At 64.9% G+C, this 24,187-nt stretch carries 20 protein-coding genes; 10 read left to right on the top strand and 10 right to left on the bottom strand.

Features of this window, described 5'->3' with window-relative positions; all coding sequences use genetic code 11:
* Positions 1-238: 238 nt before the first annotated feature.
* Both mtnP and ACNA7R_RS02590 read right to left on the bottom strand, forming a co-directional pair.
* Complete coding sequence (gene mtnP / locus ACNA7R_RS02595) at positions 239-1,093, bottom strand: S-methyl-5'-thioadenosine phosphorylase (protein ID WP_416281978.1); 855 nt, start codon at positions 1,091-1,093, stop codon at positions 239-241.
* Between the two features lie 49 nt (positions 1,094-1,142).
* A complete protein-coding gene (locus ACNA7R_RS02590; RefSeq protein WP_416281977.1) occupies positions 1,143-1,838 on the bottom strand; it encodes a phosphoribosyltransferase in 696 nt (231 codons plus the stop codon).
* 130 nt (positions 1,839-1,968) lie between these two features.
* Here ACNA7R_RS02590 and ACNA7R_RS02585 point away from each other — a divergent pair, with 130 nt between their 5' ends.
* The 3 genes from ACNA7R_RS02585 (at position 1,969) to ppsA (ending at position 6,731) form a co-directional block, all read left to right on the top strand.
* Positions 1,969-3,291 (top strand): S46 family peptidase, encoded by a 1,323-nt coding sequence (locus tag ACNA7R_RS02585; RefSeq protein WP_416281975.1) that lies wholly within the window; start codon positions 1,969-1,971, stop codon positions 3,289-3,291.
* Between the two features lie 90 nt (positions 3,292-3,381).
* Positions 3,382-4,281: a PhzF family phenazine biosynthesis protein gene (locus ACNA7R_RS02580; RefSeq protein WP_416281974.1), complete on the top strand. Its 900-nt coding sequence runs from the start codon at positions 3,382-3,384 to the stop codon at positions 4,279-4,281.
* Positions 4,282-4,388: 107 nt separating this feature from the next.
* Positions 4,389-6,731 carry a phosphoenolpyruvate synthase gene (gene ppsA, locus ACNA7R_RS02575; RefSeq protein ID WP_416281973.1) on the top strand — a complete coding sequence of 781 codons (2,343 nt, stop codon included), beginning with the start codon at positions 4,389-4,391 and terminating at the stop codon, positions 6,729-6,731.
* Positions 6,732-6,955: 224 nt separating this feature from the next.
* On the opposite strand, the gene ACNA7R_RS02570 is transcribed toward ppsA, so the two are convergent.
* A complete protein-coding gene (locus ACNA7R_RS02570) occupies positions 6,956-7,303 on the bottom strand; it encodes a type II toxin-antitoxin system PemK/MazF family toxin (protein ID WP_416281972.1) in 348 nt (115 codons plus the stop codon).
* The gene (locus ACNA7R_RS02565; RefSeq protein WP_416281971.1) at positions 7,300-7,650 is read right to left on the bottom strand and encodes a MarR family transcriptional regulator; all 351 of its coding nucleotides are present in this window, start codon (positions 7,648-7,650) and stop codon (positions 7,300-7,302) included. Before ACNA7R_RS02565 ends, ACNA7R_RS02570 begins: the two co-directional genes overlap by 4 nt.
* A gap of 29 nt (positions 7,651-7,679) precedes the next feature.
* On the opposite strand from ACNA7R_RS02565, the gene mfnA reads away from it, so the two are divergent.
* A complete protein-coding gene (mfnA, locus tag ACNA7R_RS02560; RefSeq protein ID WP_416281970.1) occupies positions 7,680-8,948 on the top strand; it encodes a tyrosine decarboxylase MfnA in 1,269 nt (422 codons plus the stop codon).
* 15 nt (positions 8,949-8,963) lie between these two features.
* On the opposite strand, the gene ACNA7R_RS02555 is transcribed toward mfnA, so the two are convergent.
* Together ACNA7R_RS02555 and ACNA7R_RS02550 are read right to left on the bottom strand one after the other, a co-directional pair.
* Positions 8,964-9,869: an NmrA/HSCARG family protein gene (locus ACNA7R_RS02555; protein WP_416281969.1), complete on the bottom strand. Its 906-nt coding sequence runs from the start codon at positions 9,867-9,869 to the stop codon at positions 8,964-8,966.
* 247 nt (positions 9,870-10,116) lie between these two features.
* Positions 10,117-10,677 (bottom strand): GMP synthase subunit A, encoded by a 561-nt coding sequence (locus ACNA7R_RS02550; protein ID WP_416281968.1) that lies wholly within the window; start codon positions 10,675-10,677, stop codon positions 10,117-10,119.
* A 199-nt stretch (positions 10,678-10,876) separates the two neighbouring features.
* Here ACNA7R_RS02550 and ACNA7R_RS02545 point away from each other — a divergent pair, with 199 nt between their 5' ends.
* Complete coding sequence (locus ACNA7R_RS02545) at positions 10,877-12,451, top strand: lipopolysaccharide biosynthesis protein (protein ID WP_416281967.1); 1,575 nt, start codon at positions 10,877-10,879, stop codon at positions 12,449-12,451.
* A 159-nt stretch (positions 12,452-12,610) separates the two neighbouring features.
* Positions 12,611-12,748, top strand: a complete 138-nt coding sequence (locus ACNA7R_RS02540; protein ID WP_416281966.1) for a hypothetical protein — start codon at positions 12,611-12,613, stop codon at positions 12,746-12,748.
* A gap of 36 nt (positions 12,749-12,784) precedes the next feature.
* Here the strand turns inward: ACNA7R_RS02540 and pan1 are convergent, their stop codons facing one another.
* Positions 12,785-14,002, bottom strand: a complete 1,218-nt coding sequence (gene pan1 / locus ACNA7R_RS02535) for a proteasome-activating nucleotidase Pan1 (RefSeq protein WP_416281965.1) — start codon at positions 14,000-14,002, stop codon at positions 12,785-12,787.
* 125 nt (positions 14,003-14,127) lie between these two features.
* Between pan1 and ACNA7R_RS02530 the strand changes: the two genes are divergently transcribed.
* The 3 genes from ACNA7R_RS02530 (at position 14,128) to rad50 (ending at position 18,614) form a co-directional block, all read left to right on the top strand.
* Entirely contained in the window at positions 14,128-14,397 is a 270-nt protein-coding gene (locus ACNA7R_RS02530) for a MarR family transcriptional regulator (RefSeq protein ID WP_278300749.1), read from the top strand.
* Between the two features lie 120 nt (positions 14,398-14,517).
* Positions 14,518-15,939, top strand: a complete 1,422-nt coding sequence (gene mre11, locus ACNA7R_RS02525) for a DNA double-strand break repair protein Mre11 (protein WP_416281964.1) — start codon at positions 14,518-14,520, stop codon at positions 15,937-15,939.
* Positions 15,936-18,614 carry a DNA double-strand break repair ATPase Rad50 gene (rad50, locus tag ACNA7R_RS02520; RefSeq protein WP_416281963.1) on the top strand — a complete coding sequence of 893 codons (2,679 nt, stop codon included), beginning with the start codon at positions 15,936-15,938 and terminating at the stop codon, positions 18,612-18,614. Before mre11 ends, rad50 begins: the two co-directional genes overlap by 4 nt.
* 28 nt (positions 18,615-18,642) lie before the next feature.
* Here rad50 and ACNA7R_RS02515 read toward each other — a convergent pair whose 3' ends face one another.
* Genes ACNA7R_RS02515 through ACNA7R_RS02505 form a run of 3 tightly spaced genes read right to left on the bottom strand, consistent with a single transcriptional unit; the run spans position 18,643 to position 19,889 of the window.
* The gene (locus ACNA7R_RS02515) at positions 18,643-19,134 is read right to left on the bottom strand and encodes a hypothetical protein (protein WP_416281962.1); all 492 of its coding nucleotides are present in this window, start codon (positions 19,132-19,134) and stop codon (positions 18,643-18,645) included.
* On the bottom strand, positions 19,131-19,646 hold the full coding sequence (locus ACNA7R_RS02510; protein ID WP_416281961.1) for a hypothetical protein: 516 nt from the start codon (positions 19,644-19,646) through the stop codon (positions 19,131-19,133). The genes ACNA7R_RS02515 and ACNA7R_RS02510 overlap by 4 nt, the downstream gene beginning before the upstream one ends.
* 54 nt (positions 19,647-19,700) lie before the next feature.
* Complete coding sequence (locus ACNA7R_RS02505) at positions 19,701-19,889, bottom strand: hypothetical protein (protein WP_293032590.1); 189 nt, start codon at positions 19,887-19,889, stop codon at positions 19,701-19,703.
* Positions 19,890-19,998: 109 nt separating this feature from the next.
* On the opposite strand from ACNA7R_RS02505, the gene ACNA7R_RS02500 reads away from it, so the two are divergent.
* Positions 19,999-24,090 (top strand): DNA polymerase domain-containing protein, encoded by a 4,092-nt coding sequence (locus tag ACNA7R_RS02500; protein ID WP_416281960.1) that lies wholly within the window; start codon positions 19,999-20,001, stop codon positions 24,088-24,090.
* Positions 24,091-24,187 lie beyond the last annotated feature (97 nt).

Genomic DNA, 24,187 nt, shown 5'->3' with positions numbered 1-24,187 from the left:
AGAAGGGGTGAAAGAGTGATAGGGGTTGTTCCAACGATATTTGGTATGGTACTATCTGGCAGGATCCGGATAGGGTCTCCATAACGGCGTTTCCCTCCCCGTCGGCCCGATTCCTGTCGAACGTGGAACGAACTGTCCGAACGCTACGTGGCTCCTACTCGATCGATAACGGTCCGATTGCCAAATGAAAACGGTTCCAAGAGACGAACGAATCGGGGTAGTCGACGTCTCGACGGCGCTACTGGAGGTACTCGCCGGCCAGCAGGTCGATCCGCTCGCGCGTGTCCTCGGGAATCGCATCCGTCGGCGTATTGATCGTTCCCTCCAGGGCGCTCCAGGCTTCGCTCTCGAAGTCTTCGGGCATCGTCCGGATCGCGTGCTCGATGACGGCGTTGATCGACTCCTGGTTGGCCTCGGCGTTCGCCAGCACCTCCTCGAGGCTGACCTCGCTGTCTTCCTTCCAGACGTCGTAGTCGGTGACGCCGGCGACGGTCGCGTAGCTCAGTTCGGCCTCGCGGGCGAGTTTCGCTTCCGGGATCGTCGTCATGCCGACGATATCCCACCCCTGCTCGCGGTAGAACTCGCTCTCGGCTCTCGTCGAGTACTGGGGCCCCTCGATACAGACGTAGGTGCCGTCCTCCGAGACGTCGGCGTCGGTGGCCTCGCGGGCGGACTCCGCGAGATGTGCGGCCATCTCCGGACAGTACGGCTCGGCGAAGCTCATGTGGACGACCATCCCGTCGCCGAAGAACGTCGGCGTCCGGTGTTTCGTTCGGTCGTAGATCTGATCCGGCACGACGAGCGTCCGGGGGGGCAGCTCCTCGCGGAGGCTGCCGACGGCGTTCGTCGAGATCACGCGGTCGACGCCGACCGACTTCAGCGCGTAGATGTTCGCCCGGTAGCTCGCCTGCGTGGGCGTGTGCTGGTGGTCCCCGCCGTGGCGCGGGAGAAAAGCGACTTCCCGGCCGCCGAGTTCGCCGAGCGTGACGTCCTCGCTCGGTTCGCCGTAGGGCGTCGAGACCGACTCCTTCGAAACGTTCTCGAGTGGCAGTGCCTCGTAGATACCGCTGCCGCCGATGACACCGATGGTCATACGATCACCTCGCGCCGGCGAGGACGTAAACGGTGTGGGTTCGGACCGACTACTCGAGCAGCCGCCACTCGCCGTGGTCGACCATCTCGACGACTTCGCGGCGGTCCATCTCCCGGAGGACCTCCTGAAGACGGTCGGGTTGGGCGATCTCCATCTCCATTCGATCGATACCGTGGTACTCCGAGAGATAGTGGCGGATCTCCTCGACCGTGAACGTCTCCTGGTCGGCCCGCTCCATCGCTCCCGAGATCAGATCGACCATGTCCTCGATGAAGTTCCACGGGTAGACGACCCAGGTCCACTCCTCGAGTCGCTCGCCGATGTAGTCGGGTTCGTACTCGCTGGTCTGGAGCAACTGGAGGGTCGCGGTGCGGACCTCGCCGGCATTGCGCTCGTCGACGTACTCGTGGGCGCGCTCGATCGAGCCGCCCGTGTCGGCGATGTCGTCGATGATGAGGACGTCCTTCCCCTCGACGCTGCCCTCCGGCATGGGGTAGCGAACGGTCGGCTCGCCGCTCTTCTCGGCCGTGCCGACGTAGTGTTCCATCTTCAGGCTCGTCAGATCGTCCATCCCGAGGAAGTCACAGATACAGCGACCCGCGAACCAGCCGCCGCGAGCGAGTGCGACGATGACGTCGGGCTCGAAGTCGTCCCGACGGACCTCCTCGCTGACGTCGCGACAGAGGCTGTAGATGTAATCCCAGTTCGTTATCGTACAGTCGAAATCGTCCGGTAAGTCGGACATCTGGTGGCCACCTATCCGAAGGAATTCGCCCCGACCTCATAAGTGGGGCTGAATCGACCGTCCCCTCGACGCGTGATACGCAGCCGCACAGCTAAGAGGTTTCGGTACGAACCGTTCATGGGTTCAAATTATGCCGACGACACAGGATTACGAGTACTTACTCGACTGTGAGAACGTGATCGGCGTCGACTACGACGAGGCCGAGAACGAAGTCCGGGTGTTCGTCTCCCGAAAGCTTCCGCCCGACGCGCTCGAGGACGAGGACGACGTCGAGAAACGGGTCCGCGAGGTCGGTGACACCGAGGTGACCGTCGACGTAGTCGATGCCGGCTACGGCGAGGAACGGGAGGGGTTCGATCCGTTGGCGACCCTCGAGGTAGTTCCCGAGGCGGCCACGGGTCGAAGCGACCGCCACCGTCCCGTACCGGGCGGCGTCAGCGAGGCCAACGCGGAGCTGTCGGCCGGTACCGGCGGACCCTACCCCGCACGGATCACGGAAGACGCGGACGGGGAGGCGAGCGAGGCAGTCTGGAGCGACGCCGTCGGCCCCCACGATCTCGTTCGACTCTCGAACAACCACGTCTACGCGCGCTCGAACGAGGCCGATATCGGCGAGTCGATCCTCCAGCCGTCGCCTCACGACGGCGGTGGTCCGGACGACGAGGTCGGCGAACTCGTCGGCTACGTTCCCATCGAGGACGGCGTTCGGGTCGACGTCGCCGCCAGATCGGTCGACCGGGAGCGGGAGGCAGACCGGTATCACGAACTCGACGGGGCGTGGCCGACGGACGTCCGCCGAGGCGAATACGGCGAACTCCGCGGCGAGACGCTGACCAAGACGGGGCGAACGACGGGCGTTACCAGCGCCACCGTCGAGGCCACGAGCGCGAGCGTCGAAGTCGAGTTCGGCGCCGAACAGGGAACGGTACGGCTTCGCGACCAGCTGATCACGGACTACATGTCCGAGGGCGGGGACAGCGGCTCGCCGGTCTTCCGCGAGGACGGCGAACTCGTCGGCCTGCTCTTTGCCGGCTCGTTCCAGCAGACGATCTGTAACCGGATCGAGAACGTCGAGCGGCAGCTCGGGGTCGAGATCCTCCTCGAGGAGCCGGGCGAGGACGGCGGCGGCGGAGCCGACGAGGACGACGAACCGGACGTTCCCGTCTACACGACGACGTTCGAAACCGATCTCGAGGTCGATCTCGAGGGCGCGACCCTCGACCTCGAGTCGGTCACGTTCGACGACCGACCCAGCCCGGGAGCGACCGTCTCGGCGACGGTCGTCGTCGCGGCGAGCGAGCCGGGCGCGTACTGGCTCGAGGTCGACGGGGAGCGACGGACGCTCGAGATCGAAGCCGACGACAGCGACCGGGCGCTCGAGTTCGACGTTTCGATTCCGGACGGGGCCGACCGATCGGTGGCTCTCGCCGTCCGCGGCGGTGCCGTCGAGTGATCGCGCCCGCGCGCTGACGCGTCCGCGGGCGAGACCGGTCGTCCGCCGACGCTGCGATGGTTTGATGCCGGGTCCGTTCGATCCCGACGTATGGAGACGATTCGGGTCCTGCAGGTCGACGCGTTCACCGACGAGGCGCTGACGGGCAATCCGGCCGGCGTCGTTCCCGAGGCCGACGGGCTCACCGACGAGCAAATGCAGGCGATCGCCCGCGAGCTGGCGCTGAGCGAGACCGCCTTCCTCCGCTCGAGCGACGACGCCGACCGTCGGGTTCGGTACTTCACCCCAACGCAGGAGATCGACCTCTGTGGCCACGCGACGATCGGCAGCTACGCCCACCTTCGCGACGAGGGCCTCGAGCCGGGGACGACGACCCTCGAGACGAACGTCGGCGTCCTCGAGATCGAACTCGAGGCCGACGGGACGGTCTGGATGACCCAGAACGAACCGACGACCCGGGAGGTCGACGTCGGCTACGACCGCGTCGCCGACGCGCTCGGCGTCGAGGCGGCCGCCCTCGAGGGAGCCAGCGACGACATTCCGCTGGCGATCGCCTCGACGGGGCTTCCGTTCCTGATCGTTCCGATAACCTACCTCTCGGACCTCGGCGCGGCCGAGGTCGATATGGGCGCGATCGAGGCCCTGACCGACGACCTCGAAGCGACCGGGATCTACCTCTTCTCGTTCGACACGCTCGAGCGCGAGTCGACGCTCCACGGACGGATGTTCGCCCCCGGCGCGGGCGTCCCGGAGGATCCGGTCACCGGGACCGCAAGCGGGGCCGTCGGGGCGTACCTCGACCGGTTCGGCGCGTTCGACGACGACCTTCCCGAGGAGCTTCGCCTCGAGCAGGGCCACTACGTCGACCGTCCCGGAACGGTCTTCGTTCGCGTCGGCGACCGCGTTCGGGTCGGCGGCCGCGGCGTGACGGCGCTGGACGGCACCCTCGTCGTTCCGGACGACGACGGCGACGAAATAATCGAGGGCTGACAGTTCAAAATTGCCGCGGCTGCGACAAACTCATTCGGTCACGAGTTCTGAATCATGTGTGCCGTTCGCAACCTTCTTTAGCCGGTCCGGTGACCTTCCAGCTACAGATGGCTGTACTCTGGTTGGACGAGATCAGCGCCGGTGACCTCGAGAGAGTCGGCGGCAAGGGAGCTTCTCTGGGCGAGCTCACGGGCGCTGGACTTCCCGTCCCACCTGGTTTCGTCGTAACTGCGGGCACCTACCGATCGTTCATCGAGAACGCGAACATCGACGAGGAGCTGTTCGAGGTCGTCGACGTCGACGTCGACGACTCGAGCGCGCTCGCCGAGGCGGCCGAGCGCGCCCAGGAACTCATCCTCGAGACGCCGTTCCCCGAGGACGTTCGCGAGGAGATCCTCGATTCCTACCGGCAGGTCGGCGACTCGGGCGAGGAGGCGTTCGTCGCCGTCCGTTCCTCCGCGACCGCCGAGGACCTTCCGGACGCCTCCTTTGCGGGCCAGCAGGAGACCTACCTGAACGTCACCGAAGCGGATCTTCTCGACCGCGTCCGGAGCTGCTGGGCCTCGCTGTTTACCCAGCGGGCGATCTACTACCGCCAGGAGAAGGGGTTCGACCACTCCACGGTCAACATCGCGGTCGTCGTCCAGCAGATGGTCGACGCCGAGAAATCCGGCGTCATGTTCACGAGCCACCCCTCGACCGGCGACCCGACGATGATCATCGAGGCCGCGTGGGGGCTGGGTGAAGCCGTCGTCTCCGGTGCCGTCTCTCCCGACAACTACATCGTTCCCCGGGACGGCGGCGACGTCGACGTCACCGTCGCCGAAAAGAAGGTGATGCACGCCAAAGACGAGGAGACCGGCGAAACCCGCGAAATCGAGGTCCCCGAGGAGAAACGGACCGCCCGCGTCCTCCCGGAGGGAGAGATCGAGCGCCTCGTCGAACTCGGCGAACGCGTCGAGGACCACTACGACACCCCCCAGGACGTCGAGTGGGCGATCGTCGACGGAGAGGTCTTCATGCTGCAGTCGCGACCGATCACGACGATCGACGAGGGCGGCGCCGACGCGACGGACGCCACCGAAACCGGCGACATCACGGAGGGGATCACCGACGGCAGCGGGACGCAGACCCAGGCCGCCGACGGCTCCGAGAGCGCAACCGGATCCGGAACGGGCGACGTGATAGTCGACGGCCTGGGCTCGAGCCCGGGCCGGGTCAGCGGCGCCGCCCGGATCGTCACCAAGCTCGACGAACTCGACAAGGTCGGCGAGGGCGACATCATCGTCACCGAGATGACGATGCCCGACATGGTGCCCGCGATGAAACGCGCCGCCGGCATCATCACCGACGAGGGCGGGATGACAAGCCACGCGGCCATCGTCTCCCGCGAGCTGGGCGTGCCCGCGATCGTCGGCACGACCAACGCGACGACGACGCTGGAGGACGGCCAGGTCGTCACGCTCGACGGCGACAAAGGGTCGGTGCTCGGGGGCGACATCGTCTCGCCCGAGGAGGAGGCCGAACCCGTCGAGGAGGTGCGCCCGCAGTCGCCGGTCAAGCCGATGACCGCGACCGAGGTCAAGGTCAACGTCTCCATCCCCGAGGCAGCCGAGCGCGCGGCCGCGACCGGCGCCGACGGCGTCGGCCTCCTGCGGACGGAGCATATGATCCTCTCGCTGAACCGGACGCCCGCGAAGTTCATCGAGGACGAGGGCGAGGACGCCTACATCAAGGAACTCGTCCAGGGCGTCCGCGGCGTCGCCGACGAGTTCTACCCCCGACCCGTCCGCGTGCGAACCCTCGACGCGCCGACCGACGAGTTCCGCCAGCTCGAGGGCGGCGAGGACGAACCCCACGAGCACAACCCGATGCTCGGCTACCGGGGCATCCGCCGCTCGCTCGACCGGCCCGAGGTCTTCGCCCACGAACTCGAGGCGTTCCGTCGGCTGTACGAGCTGGGCTACGACAACGTCGAGATCATGTTCCCGCTGGTCAACGACGCCGAGGACGTCTACCGGACCAAACGACTGATGACCGAGGCGGGGATCGACCCCGAGAAGCGCACCTGGGGCGTGATGATCGAGACGCCCGCCTCGGCGCTGGCCGTCAAGGGAATGGCCGAAGCGGGCATCGACTTCGCCTCCTTCGGGACCAACGATCTCACCCAGTACACGCTCGCGGTCGATCGCAACAACGAGCACGTCGCCGACCGCTTCGACGAGCTTCACCCCTCCGTGCTCCGATTGATCGCCGGCGTCATCGAAACCTGCCGCGAACACGACGTCGACACGAGCATCTGCGGCCAGGCCGGCTCGAAACCCGAGATGGTCCAGTTCCTCGTCAACGAGGGGATCCACTCGATCTCGGCGAACATCGACGCCGTCCGGGACGTCCAACACGAGGTCAAACGCGTCGAGCAGAAGCTGTTGCTCGATTCGGTGCGCTAGTTCGGGCCGTCGCAGCCGCGAACGTCGTCGAGTCTTTTTTGTCCGCGTCGCGGTTATTCGTCCGAAAGATTGCCCAGAAGCCATATCTCGCGCGGTAGCAGAGCGCGCCGATCGTCGAACCCGAGCGCGAACCAGGCCGTCCAGACGCCCGTGAAGACCGTCACTCGACAGTCGGAAGCGTCGCTGATGGTTTTGAGCCGCTCGTGGGTCCTTCCGGGCGCCCGTCAGCTCTCGTCGTAGTCTGCTCCTAAGTAGGAGATGAGATCCGTCACTGCCGCGTCGACGACTGTATCCGCTAGTGTACCGAGTTCGCGGTCGATCTCGTTCGGTCCGATAGCTCCGACAGCCCACGGGAGAATCACACTCGTTTTCGGGAGCCCGCCGTCGATCAGATCGTCCTCGTCGATCGGCAATCGCTCGTCGTACCACGTTTTCGTCGTAAGAGCCAAGGCGATGTACTGATCGCCGTGAAACGGCATCTCCGCCGTGTTGATGATCACCCACGGTCTGCCCGAATCATCGTCTCTGAACGGATCGTCCGCGTAGACGATCGTTCCGCGATCGAAACTCATTCGTCAACTTGCTCGCTCGCCTCGATCCATTCGTCACGATCCTCCTCACCGTAGAGATCGTCGAACAACTGCGTTACCCTGTGCGTATCGTAGGCCTGGCGCAGTCTATTCGTGTCGTCGGTGATCGCCCAGTACGGTCCCTTGTGGCGAACGAGGTCTCGGTCTTCGAGGCGGGAAAGAACGGGATGGATCGAATTTTCGTTGATCCCCGTTCGACTGGCGATTTCTTTGGCCTTCCACGCTCGATCCCGATTCTCGTAGAGGAACTTCAGCACCTGTTCGGGATTGCTCAGTTCCGCTAACTCCTCGGGAGAGCGTTCGTCGAATTGATCGATGTCGATAGACATACCCGCGTATTCGTATCGTAGCTATGTGAATGTACGCGACGTATTATGTAAGTTATGTACTGAGTGACTCCTCTATACGAGTGCCAGTATCCACCGGATCTGAGCGTTCCTACTGCAGCGCTATTGATAGTGGTGACTCGTTCGCCACTCTCGAGGACAGACCGGTCGTGAAGAACGCAACTACTAAGCGGTTGACCCGACTGCTGAGTGATATGCAAGCGGAGCCGCAGGCGTTCGACCGGGTCCTCTCGTCGATGTGCACGATGCCCCACCCGGACGCGCGCGATGCGGCCGAACGGTTTCTCGCGACGAACCCCGGCGACCCCGCCACCTACCAGCGGGTCGCAGCCCTCGAGGACGACGCGGTCGCGATGCTCGGCGAGATTGCGGGCCTCACCGACCCCGCCGGCTACGTCGCCAGCGGCGGGACGGAGGCGAACATCCAGGCCGTTCGCATCGCCCGCGAGCGGGCGGACTCGCCGACGCCGAACGTCGTCGTGCCCGAGTCGGGCCACTTCAGTTTCCAGAAGGCCGCCGACGTGCTCGAGGTCGAACTCCGGCTCGTGCCGACCAACGACGACCACCGGGCGGATCTCGAGGCGGTTCGGGCCAGCGTCGACCCCGACACCGCCCTGATCGTCGGCGTCGCGGGAACCACGGAGTACGGTCGGGTCGATCCGATCCCCGAACTCGGCGAAATCGCCGACTCGGTCGACGCCTTGCTGCACGTCGACGCCGCCTGGGGCGGGTTCGTCCTTCCCTTCACTGACCACGAGTGGCACTTCGGCCACGCGCCCGTCGACACGATGGCGATCGACCCCCACAAGATGGGCCAGGCCGCGGTTCCGGCGGGCGGATTGCTCGCCCGCTCCGAGTCGCTGCTCGACAAACTGGCCGTCGACACGCCGTACCTCGAGTCGACCGCCCAGGCGACGCTGACCGGGACTCGGTCGGGCGCGGGCGTCGCCAGCGCCGTGGCGGCGATGGAGGCGCTGTGGCCCGACGGCTACCGCGAGCAGTACGTCCGCTCGCAGCACAACGCCGAGTGGCTGGCCGACGCCTTAGAGAAACGCGGCTACGAGGTGGTCGATCCCACCCTGCCGCTGGTCGCGGCGACGGTCCCTCAACCGACGTTCGACGCGCTCCGGGCGAAGGGGTGGCGGATCTCCAGAACCGCGACGGGCGAGCTTCGGGTCGTCTGTATGCCCCACGTCACCAGCGAGATGCTCGCCTCCTTCGTCGGGGATCTGGACCGACTCGAGGTGCGCGCGAGCGTTCCCGTCGCGAGCGACGATTGAGAAAGACTCGAGTTCCTACTGCATCGCCTTGACCCAGCCCGGAACCGAGGCCATCCCCTCCTTGTCCTCCCAGCCGTGCTCGCGGAGGTACGCCTCGAACTCGGTGAACGCGAAGCCGAAGCGCTCCTCGAGCCCCTCGAGATCCGCGCCGTAGCCGACTTCGTTGAACCACTCGCACATGACGGTGAACTCCTCGCCGAAGGAGTCGTAGGCGTCCTCGATCGGGACGTGGACGGGTTCGATGTCCCGACCCGTCACCTCGGAGAGGGTGTCGGCAGCTTCCGCCAGGGTGAGCTCGTCGCCCGCGAGTTCGATCCGCTCGCCGACGAACGCTTCGGGGTTCGCGAGCGCGACGGCGGCGGCGTGGCCGACGTCGTCGGTGTCGATCATCTGCAGGGAGACGCCTTCCTCGAGGGGCAGCGCGATCTGGCCGTCATCGACGACGTCCTCGGCGAACGCCTCGAAGTTCTGGAAGAAGAACACGGGGCCGAGGACCGTCATCGGGAGCTCGAGATCCTGTGCGTGCTCGTCGATCTCCTGTGCCGAGTCGAAGTGGGGGACGCCGGTGTCCTCCCAGTGGCTGCCGACGCCGCTGAGGACGAACTGCTCGACGTCCTCGTCGGCGGCGACCTCGGCGATGTTCTTGCCCTGCTGGACCTGCGCGTCGTACCCTTGCGTCCAGAAGTTGGTGACCGCGAAGACGGCGTCGACCTCGGCGACGTGGGGGGCGAGCGACTCCTTGTCGTCCAAATCGCCCTCGACCATCGTCACCCCTCGCTCGGATAGCGACTGGGCCGTCTCGCTCGAGGCGTCCCGCGTCAGTCCGTAGACGTCGAACTCGGCGTCGCTCTCGAGCAGGTGCTCGACGACCGCGCCGCCCTGATTGCCGGTCGCGCCGGTGACGAGGACGCTGGTCGTCATCGTCGTTCACCTCGGACGGGAGCGTCAGTCGATACGGCGAACTCGGTTCGAACGGCGGCGTCGGATTGCGGTTGCATCACGTTACCTGATTCGTCACGTAACCATATACGCGTTTGGCGACGTTGGAGATACCACGTAACACTGGTGTTATCGCTCCCGTCGCGCGCCGAACCCGTCGCTGCTCGAGAGCGCGATGGAAAGTACAGACGGGGGCCGGGAAACGCAATCGAAGAGAAGCAGTCCCTCGCTACGCGCCGTTTTCCGCACAGATCTCGAGGAAGTTCTCGAAGATCTGTTCGCCTTCCTCGGTGTGGGCGACCTCGGGGTGCCACTGGACCCCGTAGAGGTCTCGGTCGGTGTCGCTCATCGCCTCGACGTCGCAGACGTCGCTGCGGGCGGTGCGTTCGAACCCCTCGGGGAGTTCCGTGACCTCATCCGCGTGGCTCGCCCAGACGCGGGTTTCGGGGTGGAGACTGCCCGTGAGCGGGTCGGCCTCGTCGACGATATCGACGGTTACGTCGGCGTAGCCGCCGTACTCGCCGCTGCCGACCTCGCCGCCGAGTTCCGTCGCGATCAGTTGCATCCCGAGACAGATGCCGAGGACGGGCACGTCGGACTCGAGGTACTCCGCCGAACGGCCGATTCGATCCATGTCGGGACCGCCGGAGAGGACGACGCCGTCGGCGTCGACCTCCGCGGGATCCGTGTCGTTGTCGATCAGTTCGGTGTCGACGCCGAGGTCCCGAAGCGCCCGCTGCTCGAGGTGGGTGAACTGTCCGTGGTTGTCCACCACGACGATCTTCGTCATTGAGAGGGTATAGCCAGCGGGTCGGTAAAAGCGGACCGGAACCGCGAGTGCAGTATCCGATGGTGGAACGGGTATTCCTCCCGTTCGGAGTCGGCGAAGCCTCGGGGCTTGGCTCCGAGGTAGTTCACGCGATGTCGATCTGCTTCCGCCACCTTTTATACTGGACGCGGGTTTCCTACGGTCGTCCGGAGGACAACAGGTGAAGCGTAGTCTGACGAGTGCAATTCTCTCGGTCGCCAGCGGCAAGTTCGTCGCGTTGATCCTGGGGATCATCGCTTCCCCGCTGCTCTATCGCTGGCTCGGCGACGTCGATTACGGCGCCTACGCGACGGTCCTCTCCGCCCACTCCATGTTCATGATCGTCGTCAGTACCCCGATCGCCGACGGCGTCCGGAAGTACGTCGCCGAGGACCGCGACGACCCCGCCTGGGAACGGACCGTCGTCGGCTTCTACTTCCGGCTGGCGACGCTGCTGGCCGTCCTCGGCGCCGCCGTTCTCGGAGTCGTCGCCTCCCTCGGCTTCTTCGAGTGGCTCTGGCGCGAGGAGTTCACGCTCTACTTCTACGTCACCGTCGCGCTGGTACTCACGGCTCAGTACTGGCCTTTCGCCAGGAAGACGCTGATGGGATTCGGTCTCGAGCGCTACTCGGAATCGCTGAAGATTCTCTTCAACGTCTCGTTCGTGGCCATCGCCCTCCCGCTCGTGTATTTGGGCTACGGCGTCGTCGGAGCCCTGCTCGGTCACATCCTCTCGAGCGGGCTGGTAGCGCTCCTCGGGCTGGTCGTCCTCCACTACCGTCAGTCGCTCGGGGGCGTCTTCGAGACGAACAACGGGATGCTTCCCAAACGGGAGATGATGACCTTCAACTCGCTGTCGATCGTCCTCGTGCTCCTCTTGATGTCGCTGTACCACATCGACATCCTGATGCTCCAGGCGATGGCCTCGGCGGACGCGCCGGGTCACTACAAGGCGGCGCTCGTGTTCGCCGAGTTCCTCTGGTTCGCGCCCATCGTCCTTCAGACGGTGTTCGTCCACTCGACGTCCGAACTCTGGTCCCAGGGGAAGGTCGATCAGATCTCGGCCGTCGCGGGTCGGACGCTCCGGTACACGTTCCTGATCACGGCGGTGATGGCACTCGGGATGGCGGCCCTCGCCGACGCCGCCGTCCCGATCTACTGGGGGCCCGGCTCCGAACCGGTGATCGCGCCGTTGCTCCTCTTGCTTCCCGGTGCGGTCGGATTCGCGCTCGCCCGCCCGATGCTCGCGATCGCCCAGGGGAAAGGCGAACTCCGGTACCCGATCGTCGCGACCGGCGCCGCGGCGACGATCAACCTGGTCCTGAACGCCGCCCTCATTCCGGCCTACGGGATGCACGGGGCGGCGATCGCGACGTCGATCGGGTACGGCTCGATGGCGATCTTCCACCTCTGGAGCGCCCGCAAGACCGGTTTCGACCCGATCACCAACGCCCGGTACGGACGGGTCGCCGCTACCACCGCCGTCGCGGCGGTCCCGATCTACCTCATGGCCGACGCGCTCTCGATGCCGATCGGGGTCCCGATCGTCGGCGCGATCCCGATCTCGATGTTCGTCGTCCCGCCTGCAGGGTTGCTCGTCTTCCTCGTCGTCGCCGTCCTCTGCCGTGCCCTCGAGTTGACCGAGATCCTCCGTATTCTCACGGAGTTCCCCGAACCGATCGGGTCGAAGGCCCGTCCGCTCTGTCGGCGCCTCCGAAACGCCGACGACGAGAGCGGCCTGTTGCGGTACTTCTAGAGACCGACGCCGTATTCGGAGGCGAGCGTCTCGCGGATCTCGACTCGTTTCGACGCCGTTTCCTGCGATCGGGTCCGGCTGACAAGCCCACCGATTCAGCGACGGCGAGCTGACAAGTGCGCCGGTACGTTTATGAACGCCTCTTCGGTTCGTATCTACATGGCACTCGATACGCGCCAGTTCGAGCATCCCGCCTGGCTCACCGCGGGAAGCACCGTCGTCGGCTACCTCTTGATTCTCGCCGTGCTGACGGCGGCGCTGTTCGTGGTGCCGTGGCTCGTCTTTGCGGCAGTATAGAGAGAAAGGACGGGACGAGTCGACCCGACAGTCCGATCAGGCGAACGTCTTCGAGACCTCGTCGGTCTCGTCGGTTTCGGCCTGGACCTTCTCCCAGGCGCCCCGGAAGTCCTCCATCCGGATCTCGGTGCGGTCGTCGCGGATGGCGAACATCCCGGCCTCGGTACAGATCGCCTTGATGTCGGCGCCGGACGCCTCCTCGGCCTCGGCGGCCAGTTCGGAGAAGTCGACGTCGTCGGCGACGTTCATCCCGCGGGTGTGGATCTCGAAGATGATCTCGCGGCCCTCCTGGTTCGGCTTGGGGACCTCGATGAGTCGGTCGAACCGACCCGGTCGGAGGATCGCACGGTCGAGCATGTCGAAGCGGTTGGTGGCGGCGATGATGCGGATGTCGCCGCGGTCCTCGAAGCCGTCCATCTCCGAGAGGAGTTGCATCATCGTCCGCTGGACCTCGGCGTCACCGGAGGTCTTCGACTCCGTGCGTTTGGCGGCGATGGCGTCGATCTCGTCGATGAAGATGACCGCAGGCTCGTGCTCGCGGGCGACCTTGAACAGGTCGCGGACGAGCTTCGCGCCCTCGCCGATGAACTTGTGTACGAGTTCGGAGCCGGCCATCTTGATGAAGGTGGCGTCGGTCTGGTTGGCCACTGCTTTGGCGAGCATCGTCTTCCCGGTGCCGGGCGGGCCGTACAGCAGGACGCCGCTCGGGGGCTCGATGCCGACGTCGTCGAACATCTCCGGCTTCTCGAGGGGCATCTCGACCGTCTCGCGGACTTCCTGCATCTGCTCCTCGAGACCGCCGATGTCCTCGTAGCTGACCTCGGGGCTCTCGGTGACTTCCATCACGCGGGCGCGGACGTCGGTCTCGTTCGAGAGGCTCTTGACGATCGACAGCGAGTTGTTGACGGCCACGCGGGCGTCGGGCTCGATGTCCTCGCGCATCTCCTCGGTGACCTCGGTCAGCGCCTCCTGGTTGTTCCCGTGTTGTTTGATGATAACGCCTTCGTCCGTCAGTTCCTGGACCGTGGCGACAAACAGGGGAGACTGCTTGAGCTTCTTGTTCTCGTGGGTAAGCCGCTCGAGCTTCTGCTGGTACTTGTTGTTCTCGGCGTTCGCATCGAGGAGTTTGTCGCGCATCTCCTCGTTTTGTGACTCGAGGATCTCTAACCGATCCTCGAGTGCCTGGATTTTCTCCTGTTGGGACGCCTCGTCCTCGTCGTAGGGGAGGTCGACGTCGTCCACAGTGTCGCTCATCACCTGTGAGTTGGGTGTTGGCTCATAAGAGGCTTCGGGTAACTACAGCTCCGCTGGAATATTACCATAGGACATAGAATGAAACAGAAAATATTATCAGGCCGTATTCGTAATGGGAGTACAGGATGAGTTCTCTAGAGTCGCCACAGCCCGAACCCACGAACCGGGGGTCGTGGGACGACGTCCGCGAGCTCCCGCCGAGTGCGAAACTCGTCGCGAAGGTCCTCGAGTACAACGACACCATGACCCAACAGCAGATCGCCGAGGAGACGCTCCTGCCCGCGCGGACGGTCCGGTACGCGCTGAACCGGCTCGACGAGGAGAACGTCATCGACTCCCGCTTCTCGTTCTCGGACGCGCGCAAGCGCCTGTACAGCCTCGATATCGAATCGTAGCGGAGCTGTAACTCTCGTTCCGGCCCGTTCGCGGGCGATCGATTCACGTTTTCGTCAGCGCGCTCTACTTTCACTCCGGTCGCGGAATCCATTTAGGGCCCCGCGGTTAACTCCCGACAGATGACGCGGGTGATACACACGGGCGACACCCACATCGGGTACCAGCAGTACAACTCGCCCGAACGACGACGGGACTTCCTCGAGGCCTTCCGGAGCGTCGCCGAGGATGCGATCGAGGGCGACGTCGACGCCGTGATCCACGCCGGCGACCTCTTTCACGACCGACGGCCGAACCTGGTCGACCTCCAGGGGACCGTCGAGATCCTTCGCTCGCTCGAGGACGCCGACGTCCCCTTCCTCGCGGTCGTCGGCAACCACGAGGGGAAACGCGACGCCCAGTGGCTCGACCTCTTCGCCGACCTCGGGCTCGCGACCCGACTCGGCGCCGAGCCGTACGTCCTCGAGGACGTTGCGTTCTACGGGCTCGACTTCGTCCCCCGCTCCCGGCGCGAGGACCTCGAGTACGAGTTCGCCCCGGTCCCCGACGAGACCGAGCACGCCGCCCTCGTGAGCCACGGCCTGTTCGAACCGTTCCCCCACGCCGACTGGGACACCGAGCGACTCCTCGAGGAGTCGACGGTCGAGTTCGACGCCGTCCTGCTCGGCGACAACCACCACCCCGACACCGCCGAGCTACGGGAGACGTGGGTCACCTACTGCGGATCGACCGAGCGCGCGAGCGCGAGCGAACGCGAGGACCGCGGGTACAACCTCGTCGACTTCGAACCCGGCGAGGAGCCGGCGATCCGTCGCCGAGGGATCGAGTCGACCCGCGAGTTCGTCTTCGTCGACGTCGAACTCGCCGAGGGCGAGGGCGTCGACCGCGTTCAGGAGCGGGTCCGCCAGCACGACCTCGAGGATGCGGTCGTCGTCGTCACCGTCGAGGGCGAGGGGAAGCCGATCACGCCCGCAGCCGTCGAGGAACTCGCCGTCGATCGCGGCGCGCTCGTCGCTCGCGTGAACGACCGCCGCGAACTGCCCGACGAGGGCGAGGCGGTCTCGGTCAGCTTCGCCGACCCCGACGACGCGGTTCGCGAGCGGGTTCGCGAACTCGGCCTCAGCGACGCCGCCCTCGAGATCGACCGCACCGTCCGGAACGACGACCTCGCGGACGCGAACGTCCGCGAACGGGTCGAGCGATGCACCCGTGAGCTGCTCGAGGACGACGGGGCCGCCTTCGAACCCGCACCCGATCGGGAGCCGGGCGACGAGGACGTGTCGACGGTCGCGAACCAGCTCTCGGCCGAAGCGGAGAGCGAAGCCGGCGCTGGCGCCGACGAACCGAGTCGCGCCGAGTCCGCGGCGGACGAGAGCGCGAGCGACAACCCCGCGAGCGCGGTCGACGGCGACGCGAACGGGGAGGCCGATTCCGCAGCCGACGAACGGAGCGACGCCGCCGCGACGGACTCCGGGGACGGCTCTGACTCCGGATCGGCGCCGAGTTCCGGCGGCGAGTACGCCTCGCTGGGTGATTTCGAATGAGGGTCGACCGCGTCCGCCTGCGTAACTTCAAGTGCTACGGCGAGGCCGAGCTCGGCCTCGAGCGGGGGGTGACGATCGTTCACGGCGTCAACGGCAGCGGGAAGTCGACACTGCTCGAGGCGGTCTTCTTCGCGCTGTACGGCTCGAAGGCGCTGGGCGATCGCACCCTCGACGACGTGATCACGACCGGCGAGGACGACTGCGAGGTCGAACTCGAGTTCACCCACGACGGCGAGAGCTACCGCGTCGAGCGGCGGCTCAAGCTGCGGGGCGATCGCGCGACGACGACCAAGTGCGTTCTCGAGGGGCCGGGCGAGACGATCGAGGGCGCGCGGGACGTCCGCCACGAGGTGACCGAACTGCTGCGGATGGACGCCGAGGCGTTCGTCAACTGTGCGTACGTCCGCCAGGGGGAGGTGAACAAGCTGATCCACGCCTCGCCGGGCGAGCGCCAGGACATGATCGACGACCTCCTGCAGCTGGGCGCGCTCGAGGAGTACCGCGAACGAGCCAGCGACGCCCGGCTCGGCGTCAAGTCGGTGCTCGACGGCCAGCGCGAGGTGCTCGAGGACCTCCGGACGCAGGTCGAACGCAAGGAAGACCAGGATCTCCACGACCGGCTGAACGCCCTCGAGTCGAGCCACGCCGACGTCGTCGCCGACATCGAACGCTTCGAGTCCCAGCGCGAGAACGCGCGGGAGACCCTCGAGACGGCCGCGGACGTCCTCGAACGCCACGAGGAGACCCGCGAGGAGATCGCGGACCTCGAGGAGGGGATCGAGGAGCTGCGCTCGAAGATCGCCGAGACCGAGCGAAAGCGCGAGGACGCCGGCGAGACCCTCCGCGAGCGAAGGAGCGAACGCGAGGAACTCGCGGACGAGCGCGACGGGCTGCTCGCGGAAACGGAGCTCGAAACGGGCGACGCCGACGCGGTCGAGTCCCGAATCGAGGAGGTCGAGGCCCGCGACGAGGAGCTCCGGGACGGCCTCGAGGACGTCCGCGTCTCGATCACGGAGCGCAACGGCGAAATAGAGCGGCTGCGCGAGGAGGCCGACGACCTCGAGTCCCAGGCCGAGCGGGCCCGCGAGGAGGCCGACGACCTCACCGAGCGGATCGAGGCCGACCGCGAGGCCATCGCCGACCGCGAGGAGAAGGTCGACGACCTCGAGGACGACCTCGAGTCCGCCCGCTCGGCGTTCGACGACGCGCCGGTCGCGTTCGGCGAGGCCGAGAGCTACCTCGAGGACCTCGAGAGCGAGCGCGAGGAGCTCGTCTCGACGATCAACGACGTCACCGCCGAGATCCGGTCCGTCGAGAACGCGATCGAGGAGGGCGAGCGGCTCCGCGAGGAGGGGAAGTGTCCCGAGTGCGGCCAGGACGTCGCGGACTCCCCTCACGTCGACGTCCTCGAGGAGAAACACGACGAACTCGCGGCGCTCGAGGAGCGGCTGTCGGGCCTCGAGGACGACCGCGACGACCTCGAGGAGCGGATCGAGCGCGCCGAATCGTTCGTCGAGACCGAGCGACGCGTCGACCGCCTCGAGGAGAACCGCGAGAACGTCGCGCAGCTGCTCGCCGAGAAGCGCGGGAGCCTCGAGGACCGACGGGAGCAACGCGACCGACTCCGCGAGGAGGCCGACGAGTACGAGCGCGAGGCCGAGACGAACCGCGAGCGGGCGAGCGAGCTCGAAAGCGAGGTCTCGGACGCGCGGGCGGAACTCGGCGAGATCAACGCCGAGCGCGGCGACATCAAGGACCGACTGGAGACGCTTCGTCGGGTAAGCGAGATCGGGGCCGAGCGCGCCGAACTCGCCCGTGAGATCGAAACGCTGCGGGAGCGACGCACGGACTGGGAGACGATGAACGACGAGCGCCGCGAGCAGCTCTCGGCCGACCGCGAGCGCAAGCGCGAACTCGAGTCCGAGTTCGACGACGACCGGATCGAAACCGCCCGCACAAAGAAATCGAACGCCGAGCAGTACCTCGAGAAGGTCGACGAGAAGCTCGCGGAACTCGAGGCCGACCGCGACGAGTTACAGGGGAAGATCGGCGGCGTCGAGGAGAAGATCGAGGAGCTCGAGCGGCTTCGAGAGCGCCTCGAGACCGTCGAGGGGAAACTCGAGCAGCTCGACTCGCTGTACGACGAGGCCGAAACGCTGCAGACGACCTACGGCGAGTTGCGCGCGGAGCTGCGCCAGCGCAACGTCGAGACCCTCGAGCGACTGTTGAACGAGACGTTCGACCTGGTCTACCAGAACGACTCCTACGCCGCGATCGACCTGGACGGGGAGTACCGACTGACCGTCTACCAGAAGGACGGCGAACCGCTCGAGCCCGAACAGCTCTCGGGCGGCGAGCGGGCGCTGTTCAACCTCAGCCTGCGGTGTGCGATCTACCGGCTGCTCGCGGAGGGCGTCGAGGGAACCGCGCCGATGCCGCCGCTAATCCTGGACGAGCCGACCGTCTTCCTCGACTCGGGACACGTCACGCAGCTGGTCTCGCTGGTCGAGTCGATGCGGGATCTGGGCGTCGAACAGATCGTCGTCGTCAGCCACGACGAGGAGCTGATCGGCGCGGCGGACTCGCTGGTCCGCGTCGAGAAGGACGCGACCTCGAACCGGTCCCGGCTCGAGCGCGGCCGGCCGACGGAGGCGGCGCTGCTGACCTCGGAGTGACAGGTTCGAAAGTGGCGAGCAGATCCGGTCAGGAGCCGGGTTCGGTCCCGGACGAATCGTCGTCGGTCGATCGAGTCGCGGCCGACTCCTCGTCGATGTCCGCACCGATCGTCTCGAGTGCGGTTTCGGCGTCGTCGGTGAGTCGGTAGCCGCGCTCGCCGGCGACGTCGGTTTCGGTGATCAGGTCCGCCGCCGTCAGCACCGTGAGCCGACCGTGGAGATCGCTCTCGCAGCAGTCGTAGGTCTCGATCAGTTCGCGAACGCCCAGCGGACCGCGCTTGCCGAGTTCGACGAGCAGCCCGAGACCGGTCTCGTCGTGGACGGCCGACAGCAGCGTTCGGACGGGTTCGCCGACCGTTCGGGCGGCCGTCTCGAGAACGGACTCCTCGGCGAGGTGCTCGAGGCGGTCGTTCTGGACGTAACACTCGTTTCCGGTTTCGGGGTCGCGAACGAGACTCGCGTGCTCGGAGCGTTTGAGAAGGACGTATCGCTTCCCGGTGTCGTCTTGGACGGGTTTCATGATCGGTCGGGATCGTCGGGTGATCGGTGGTCGGACTCCGACTCCGAAGTCGTTTCGCCGGGAATTGACTGTGCGGTATTCGTGTCGGCGCCGGAGTCGCTCGCCTCGTCGTCGGTCGTCGTCGGATCGTCGCGGCTCGTCGCCCGGTAGCTCCGGTATCGGTAGGCGGCGAACCCGAAGAGGACGAGCCCGCCGACGACGAGGACCAAACTGTTGGTCGAGAGACCGTCGAAGAGCAGGAACAACACGCCGAGCGAGAACGCGAGCACGGCCGCGTTGACGACGAGCACGATCGACCAGAACGCCTGCAGCAGGTCGCTCGGAACGTCGGTTTCGACCGCCGTCTCCGAGTCGGTCGACGGCTCGAACTCCGAGCGCAGATCCGACCCGAGGTCGGACCCCGCGTCCTCGGTCGACACTCGCGGAATCGTCAGCGAATCGCTGTCGGGGTCGGTAAACTCCTCCTCGGGGTCCCACTCCTCGGGTTCGTGTTCGGATCGGTCGAACACCACAGGTCCGAAAACGGGAAGCGCAAGGAAAAGGATTCGCGTTCACCCGCAGAACTCTCAGACGAACTCCTCGAGCGTCAGCGTCCTGCTCGTCTCGACCCACGCGAGGGGGTTCTCCGCGTCGTAGAACACGACGCCGTCGTCGATCTCGTAGGCCTCGATCGTCGCTGTGCCCTCGGGTTCGCTACTCGGTTCGCCTCGATCCGTCATCTCGTCTTCGTTGGCACGAGTGGACACGTCGGTCACCTCGTCCTTGCTATGTGTTACCACATTATATGCTTTGTTCTTCCTTCAGTTTTGCGTGGTATCGACGGGAATGGTGGGTTTTTAACCGGCGGCGCCAAACGTCGACACAATGACCGAGGCGGGCCAGACCGGACTCGCGGAGTTTTCCCGCGAGTCTTCCGAACGGCCGGACGAAGAGGCAGCCGCCGTCGCCGGCGACGGGACGGGAGACAGCACAGCCGTGATCGACGTTCGCGAGGAGACGCTTCCGGAGCCGACGGGAGCACTCGAGCTCGCCGTGATGCAGGTCGACTACACCATCGCCGGCTACGGCGACGACGAGCGCCCGATCATGCACGTCTTCGGCCGCACGACCGACGGCGAACTCGAGCACGTCCAGGTCGTCGGCTTTCGCCCATACTTCTACGCGCCGACCGACAGCCTCGAGCGCCCGCCCGAGGAGGCGTACGACCGGCTCACCGGAAGCCGCGAGGAGGACCGAAACGGAAAGCCCTACGAGAGCATCCGCGGCGAGAAGCTGACGAAGATCTTCGGGCAAACGCCGCGGGACGTCGGCCAGGTCCGCGACGAGTTCGAACACTACGAGGCCGACATCCTCTTCCCGAACCGGTTTCTCATCGACAAGGACGTCCGCAGCGGGATTCGCGTCCCCGAGCGGCGGGCCGACGACGGCTCGCTGGTCGTCCCCCACGACGAGGTCGAGGCGACCGACGTCGACGCCGAACCGCGCGTGCTGACGTTCGACATCGAGGTCGAGGACCGCCACGGCTTCCCGGAGGATGGCGAAGAACCCATCGTCTGTCTCACCAGCCACGACTCCTACCGTGATAAGTACATCATGTGGGTCTGTGCAGCCGATGAGGGTTCCGGCCACATTCCCGACGAGATCACCGAGTACGACCCGATCGAGGGCGAGATCGACCACGAGGTTCGAGCGTTCGAGGAGGAGGAGGCGATGCTCGAAGCGTTCGTCGACTACGTTGCTGATCGAAATAAGGCAGATCCAGACATCGTCACTGGCTGGAACTGTCTTCCGGCGGATAGCGACGTCCTCATGGCGGACGGAACCGAAAAAGAGATACAAGATATCGAAATCGGGGATTCGGTAGTCGGTTCCGAATCACAGCAAACAAGCGTTGCAGAAGTAACGAACAAGTGGGAAAGCAAAAAAGAGATTCGTGAATTCTCGTTAGCTGATGGATCCTCGCTCCGATCGTCAGCCGAGCATCGGATAATGGTCGGGGACGACGATACTGTAGACTGGAAGGAGGGGGGCGAAATCGAATCTGGTGATTACGTACTCAAGCCGCGGAGACTCTCCGTCGAAGAGCCGATCGTCCCCACACTTTCGGAACTCATTCCAGTAGAGAACCAACGGTACGCCAACAAACAGACGGTCTCAGAATTCAAGACGGATCTTCCATACGGTGCCATCACCGAGTTAGCCGACGAATTCGACGTTGCAACCGGAACGTTACACCACCCTCACACGACCGTCTGGACGCCGAAACGCTGTCGAGATGCAGCGAGCCAGTACGATGTTCCCGTTCCAGATGGTGGCGTCGAATATCGGGGAACGGGTGTTGCTCTCGAACGAAAAATAACGCCTGACGAACTCTATTACGCTGGGCTGATCCTCACGGACGGGTCGATGTCGACAGATGATGGCGTTCGGTTCTACAACACTCGAGAAGAACTTCATCGACAATTCCCTGGCGAGAATCACTTAGAACCGGACGGAAAGGGATGTTACAAACAGAACGTGCTGGATTATGCGATGATGTATGCCCTTAACGGGCTCGGTATTCCGTTTGGAAACAAAAACGACGGCCCCGTCGATCTCTCGATGATTTACGAAATGCCGTCCGAATACATCAGTCGCTTCTTGGCAGGAGCTATCGATGGCGACGGAAATATTGCGCAAAGTGGGATCACAGTTGCTGCCGAGAACCGGTCGATCGGTGAGTGGTACGTAAAGCTATTCAAGCGACTTGGAATCTACGCGCAGCAACGAGAGAACGTCGTTAGGATTCCCGATGCGAAACGCGGCATCGATCGACTGAAGGACTGCGTTCTCCCGCATATGGGACATCCCGAAAAGAAAGACGCCCTAACGGACTTTGAGGGCGGCAAAAGCGCTCAATCCGAGAACATCCCATACGCATTGTTCGAAGCTGATGTCGGGACTGACGCCAAACGGGTCGGGAACGACAAACACCGGCGAGGTATCAACCTCAAACGTCATGAGACACACTCCGAGGAGTGGGAAGAGTACGTCTTCGTTGAGGTAACGGACGTTTCGGTAACTGGTACTGAAACGACCTACGACATCGAAACGACGACGCATAACTTCATCGCTGAAGGGTGTCTGGTCCACAACTGCGATGATTTCGACGCACCATACCTCCTCGATCGTCTCGAGGAACTCCAGGGTCCTCATCACGACTACAACCTCGAGATCGATCGCCTCTCCCGAGTGGACGAGGTCTGGCGCAGCAACTGGGGCGGTCCCGACATCAAGGGTCGAGTCGTCTTCGACCTGCTCTATGGCTACCAGCGGATGGTCTTCTCCGAACTCGACTCCTACCGGCTGGACGCCGTCGGCGAGTCCGAACTCGGGGTCGGCAAGGAACGTTACACCGGCGACATCGGCGACCTCTGGGAGGGCGACCCGACCCAGCTGCTCGCGTACAACCTCCGGGACGTCGAGATCTGCGTCGAACTCGATCGCCAGCAACAGATCATCCCGTTCTGGGACGAGGTCCGATCGTTCGTCGGCTGCAAGCTCGAGGACGCCCCCACGCCCGGCGACGCCGTCGACATGTACGTCCTCCACCAGGCCCACGGCCAGTTCGCCCTCCCCTCGAAGGGACAACAGGAGGGCGGCGAGGAGTACGAGGGCGGAGCCGTCTTCGATCCGATCACGGGCGTCAAGGAGAACGTCACCGTACTGGACCTGAAGTCGCTGTACCCGATGTGCATGACGACGATCAACGCCTCGCCGGAGACGCGGGTCGATCCCGACGAGTACGACGGCGAGACCTACACCGCGCCGACCCAACCCGACCCCATCCACTTTCGCAAGGAGCCCGACGGCGTGATGCGCGAGATGATCACGGAGCTGCTCGCCGAGCGCGAGGAAAAGAAAGGGCTCCGGAACGAGCACAAACCCGGATCACCTGAATACGAGCAGTACGACCGCCAGCAGGGTGCGGTAAAGGTTATCATGAACTCGTTGTATGGTGTATCAGGATGGGAACAATTCAGACTTTATGATAAGGAGGCAGCATCCGCGATCACCGCTACTGGGCGCGAAGTAATCGAATTTACGGAAACTGCCGCGGATGAGATGAATTATCAGGTTACGTATGGTGATACGGACTCCGTCATGCTCGAGCTCGGACCCGACGTCTCGAAGGAGGAAGCCATCGAGCAGTCCTTCGAGATTGAAGAGCACATCAACGACCGCTACGACGACTTTGCGCGCGAGGACCTGAACGCCGAGGCCCACCGCTTCCAGATCGAGTTCGAGAAACTCTACCGGCGCTTCTTCCAGGCGGGAAAGAAGAAACGCTACGCCGGTCACATCACCTGGAAGGAGGGGAAGGATGTCGACGACGTCGACATCGTCGGCTTCGAGTACCAGCGCTCGGATATCGCCCCGATCACCAAGGAGGTCCAGCATCGGGTGATCGAGATGATCGTCAAGGAGGGCGACGTCGAGGGCGCCAAGGAGTACGTCCAGGGTATCATCGAGAACGTCCGCGCGGGCGAGGTGAGCCTCGAGGAGATCGCCATCCCGGGCGGGATCGGCAAACGCCTGGACAACTACGACACCGACACCGCCCAGGTTCGGGGCGCCAAGTACGCGAATCGGGTGCTCGGGACGAACTTCCAGCGCGGAAGCAAGCCCAAACGACTCTACCTCGAGCGCGTCGATCCCGCCTTCTTCGAGCGACTCGAGGACGAGGAGGGGTTCGACGCGCGCCGGGATCCCGTCTACGGGGCGTTCAAGCGCGATCCCGACGTCATCTGTTTCGAGTACGACGACCAGATCCCCGAGGAGTTCGCGGTCGACTACGACACGATGCTCGAGAAGACGCTGAAAGGGCCGATCTCGCGGATCCTCGAGGCACTGGACGTCTCCTGGGAGGAAGTGAAGTCGGGTCAGGAACAGACCGGGCTCGACCAATACTGGTAAAGACTACTCGAGGGCGTCGTTTCGCGGACTCGTTCGGAACGATATCGGCGGTTTCACCGTCCGACGGCCCGAAACCGTCGACGGGACGGAGTTTCGG

The sequence above is a fragment of the Natronococcus sp. genome (assembly GCF_047921035.1).
Lineage (GTDB): Archaea > Halobacteriota > Halobacteria > Halobacteriales > Natrialbaceae > Natronococcus.
This window is presented reverse-complemented; position numbering and strand designations above follow the sequence as displayed.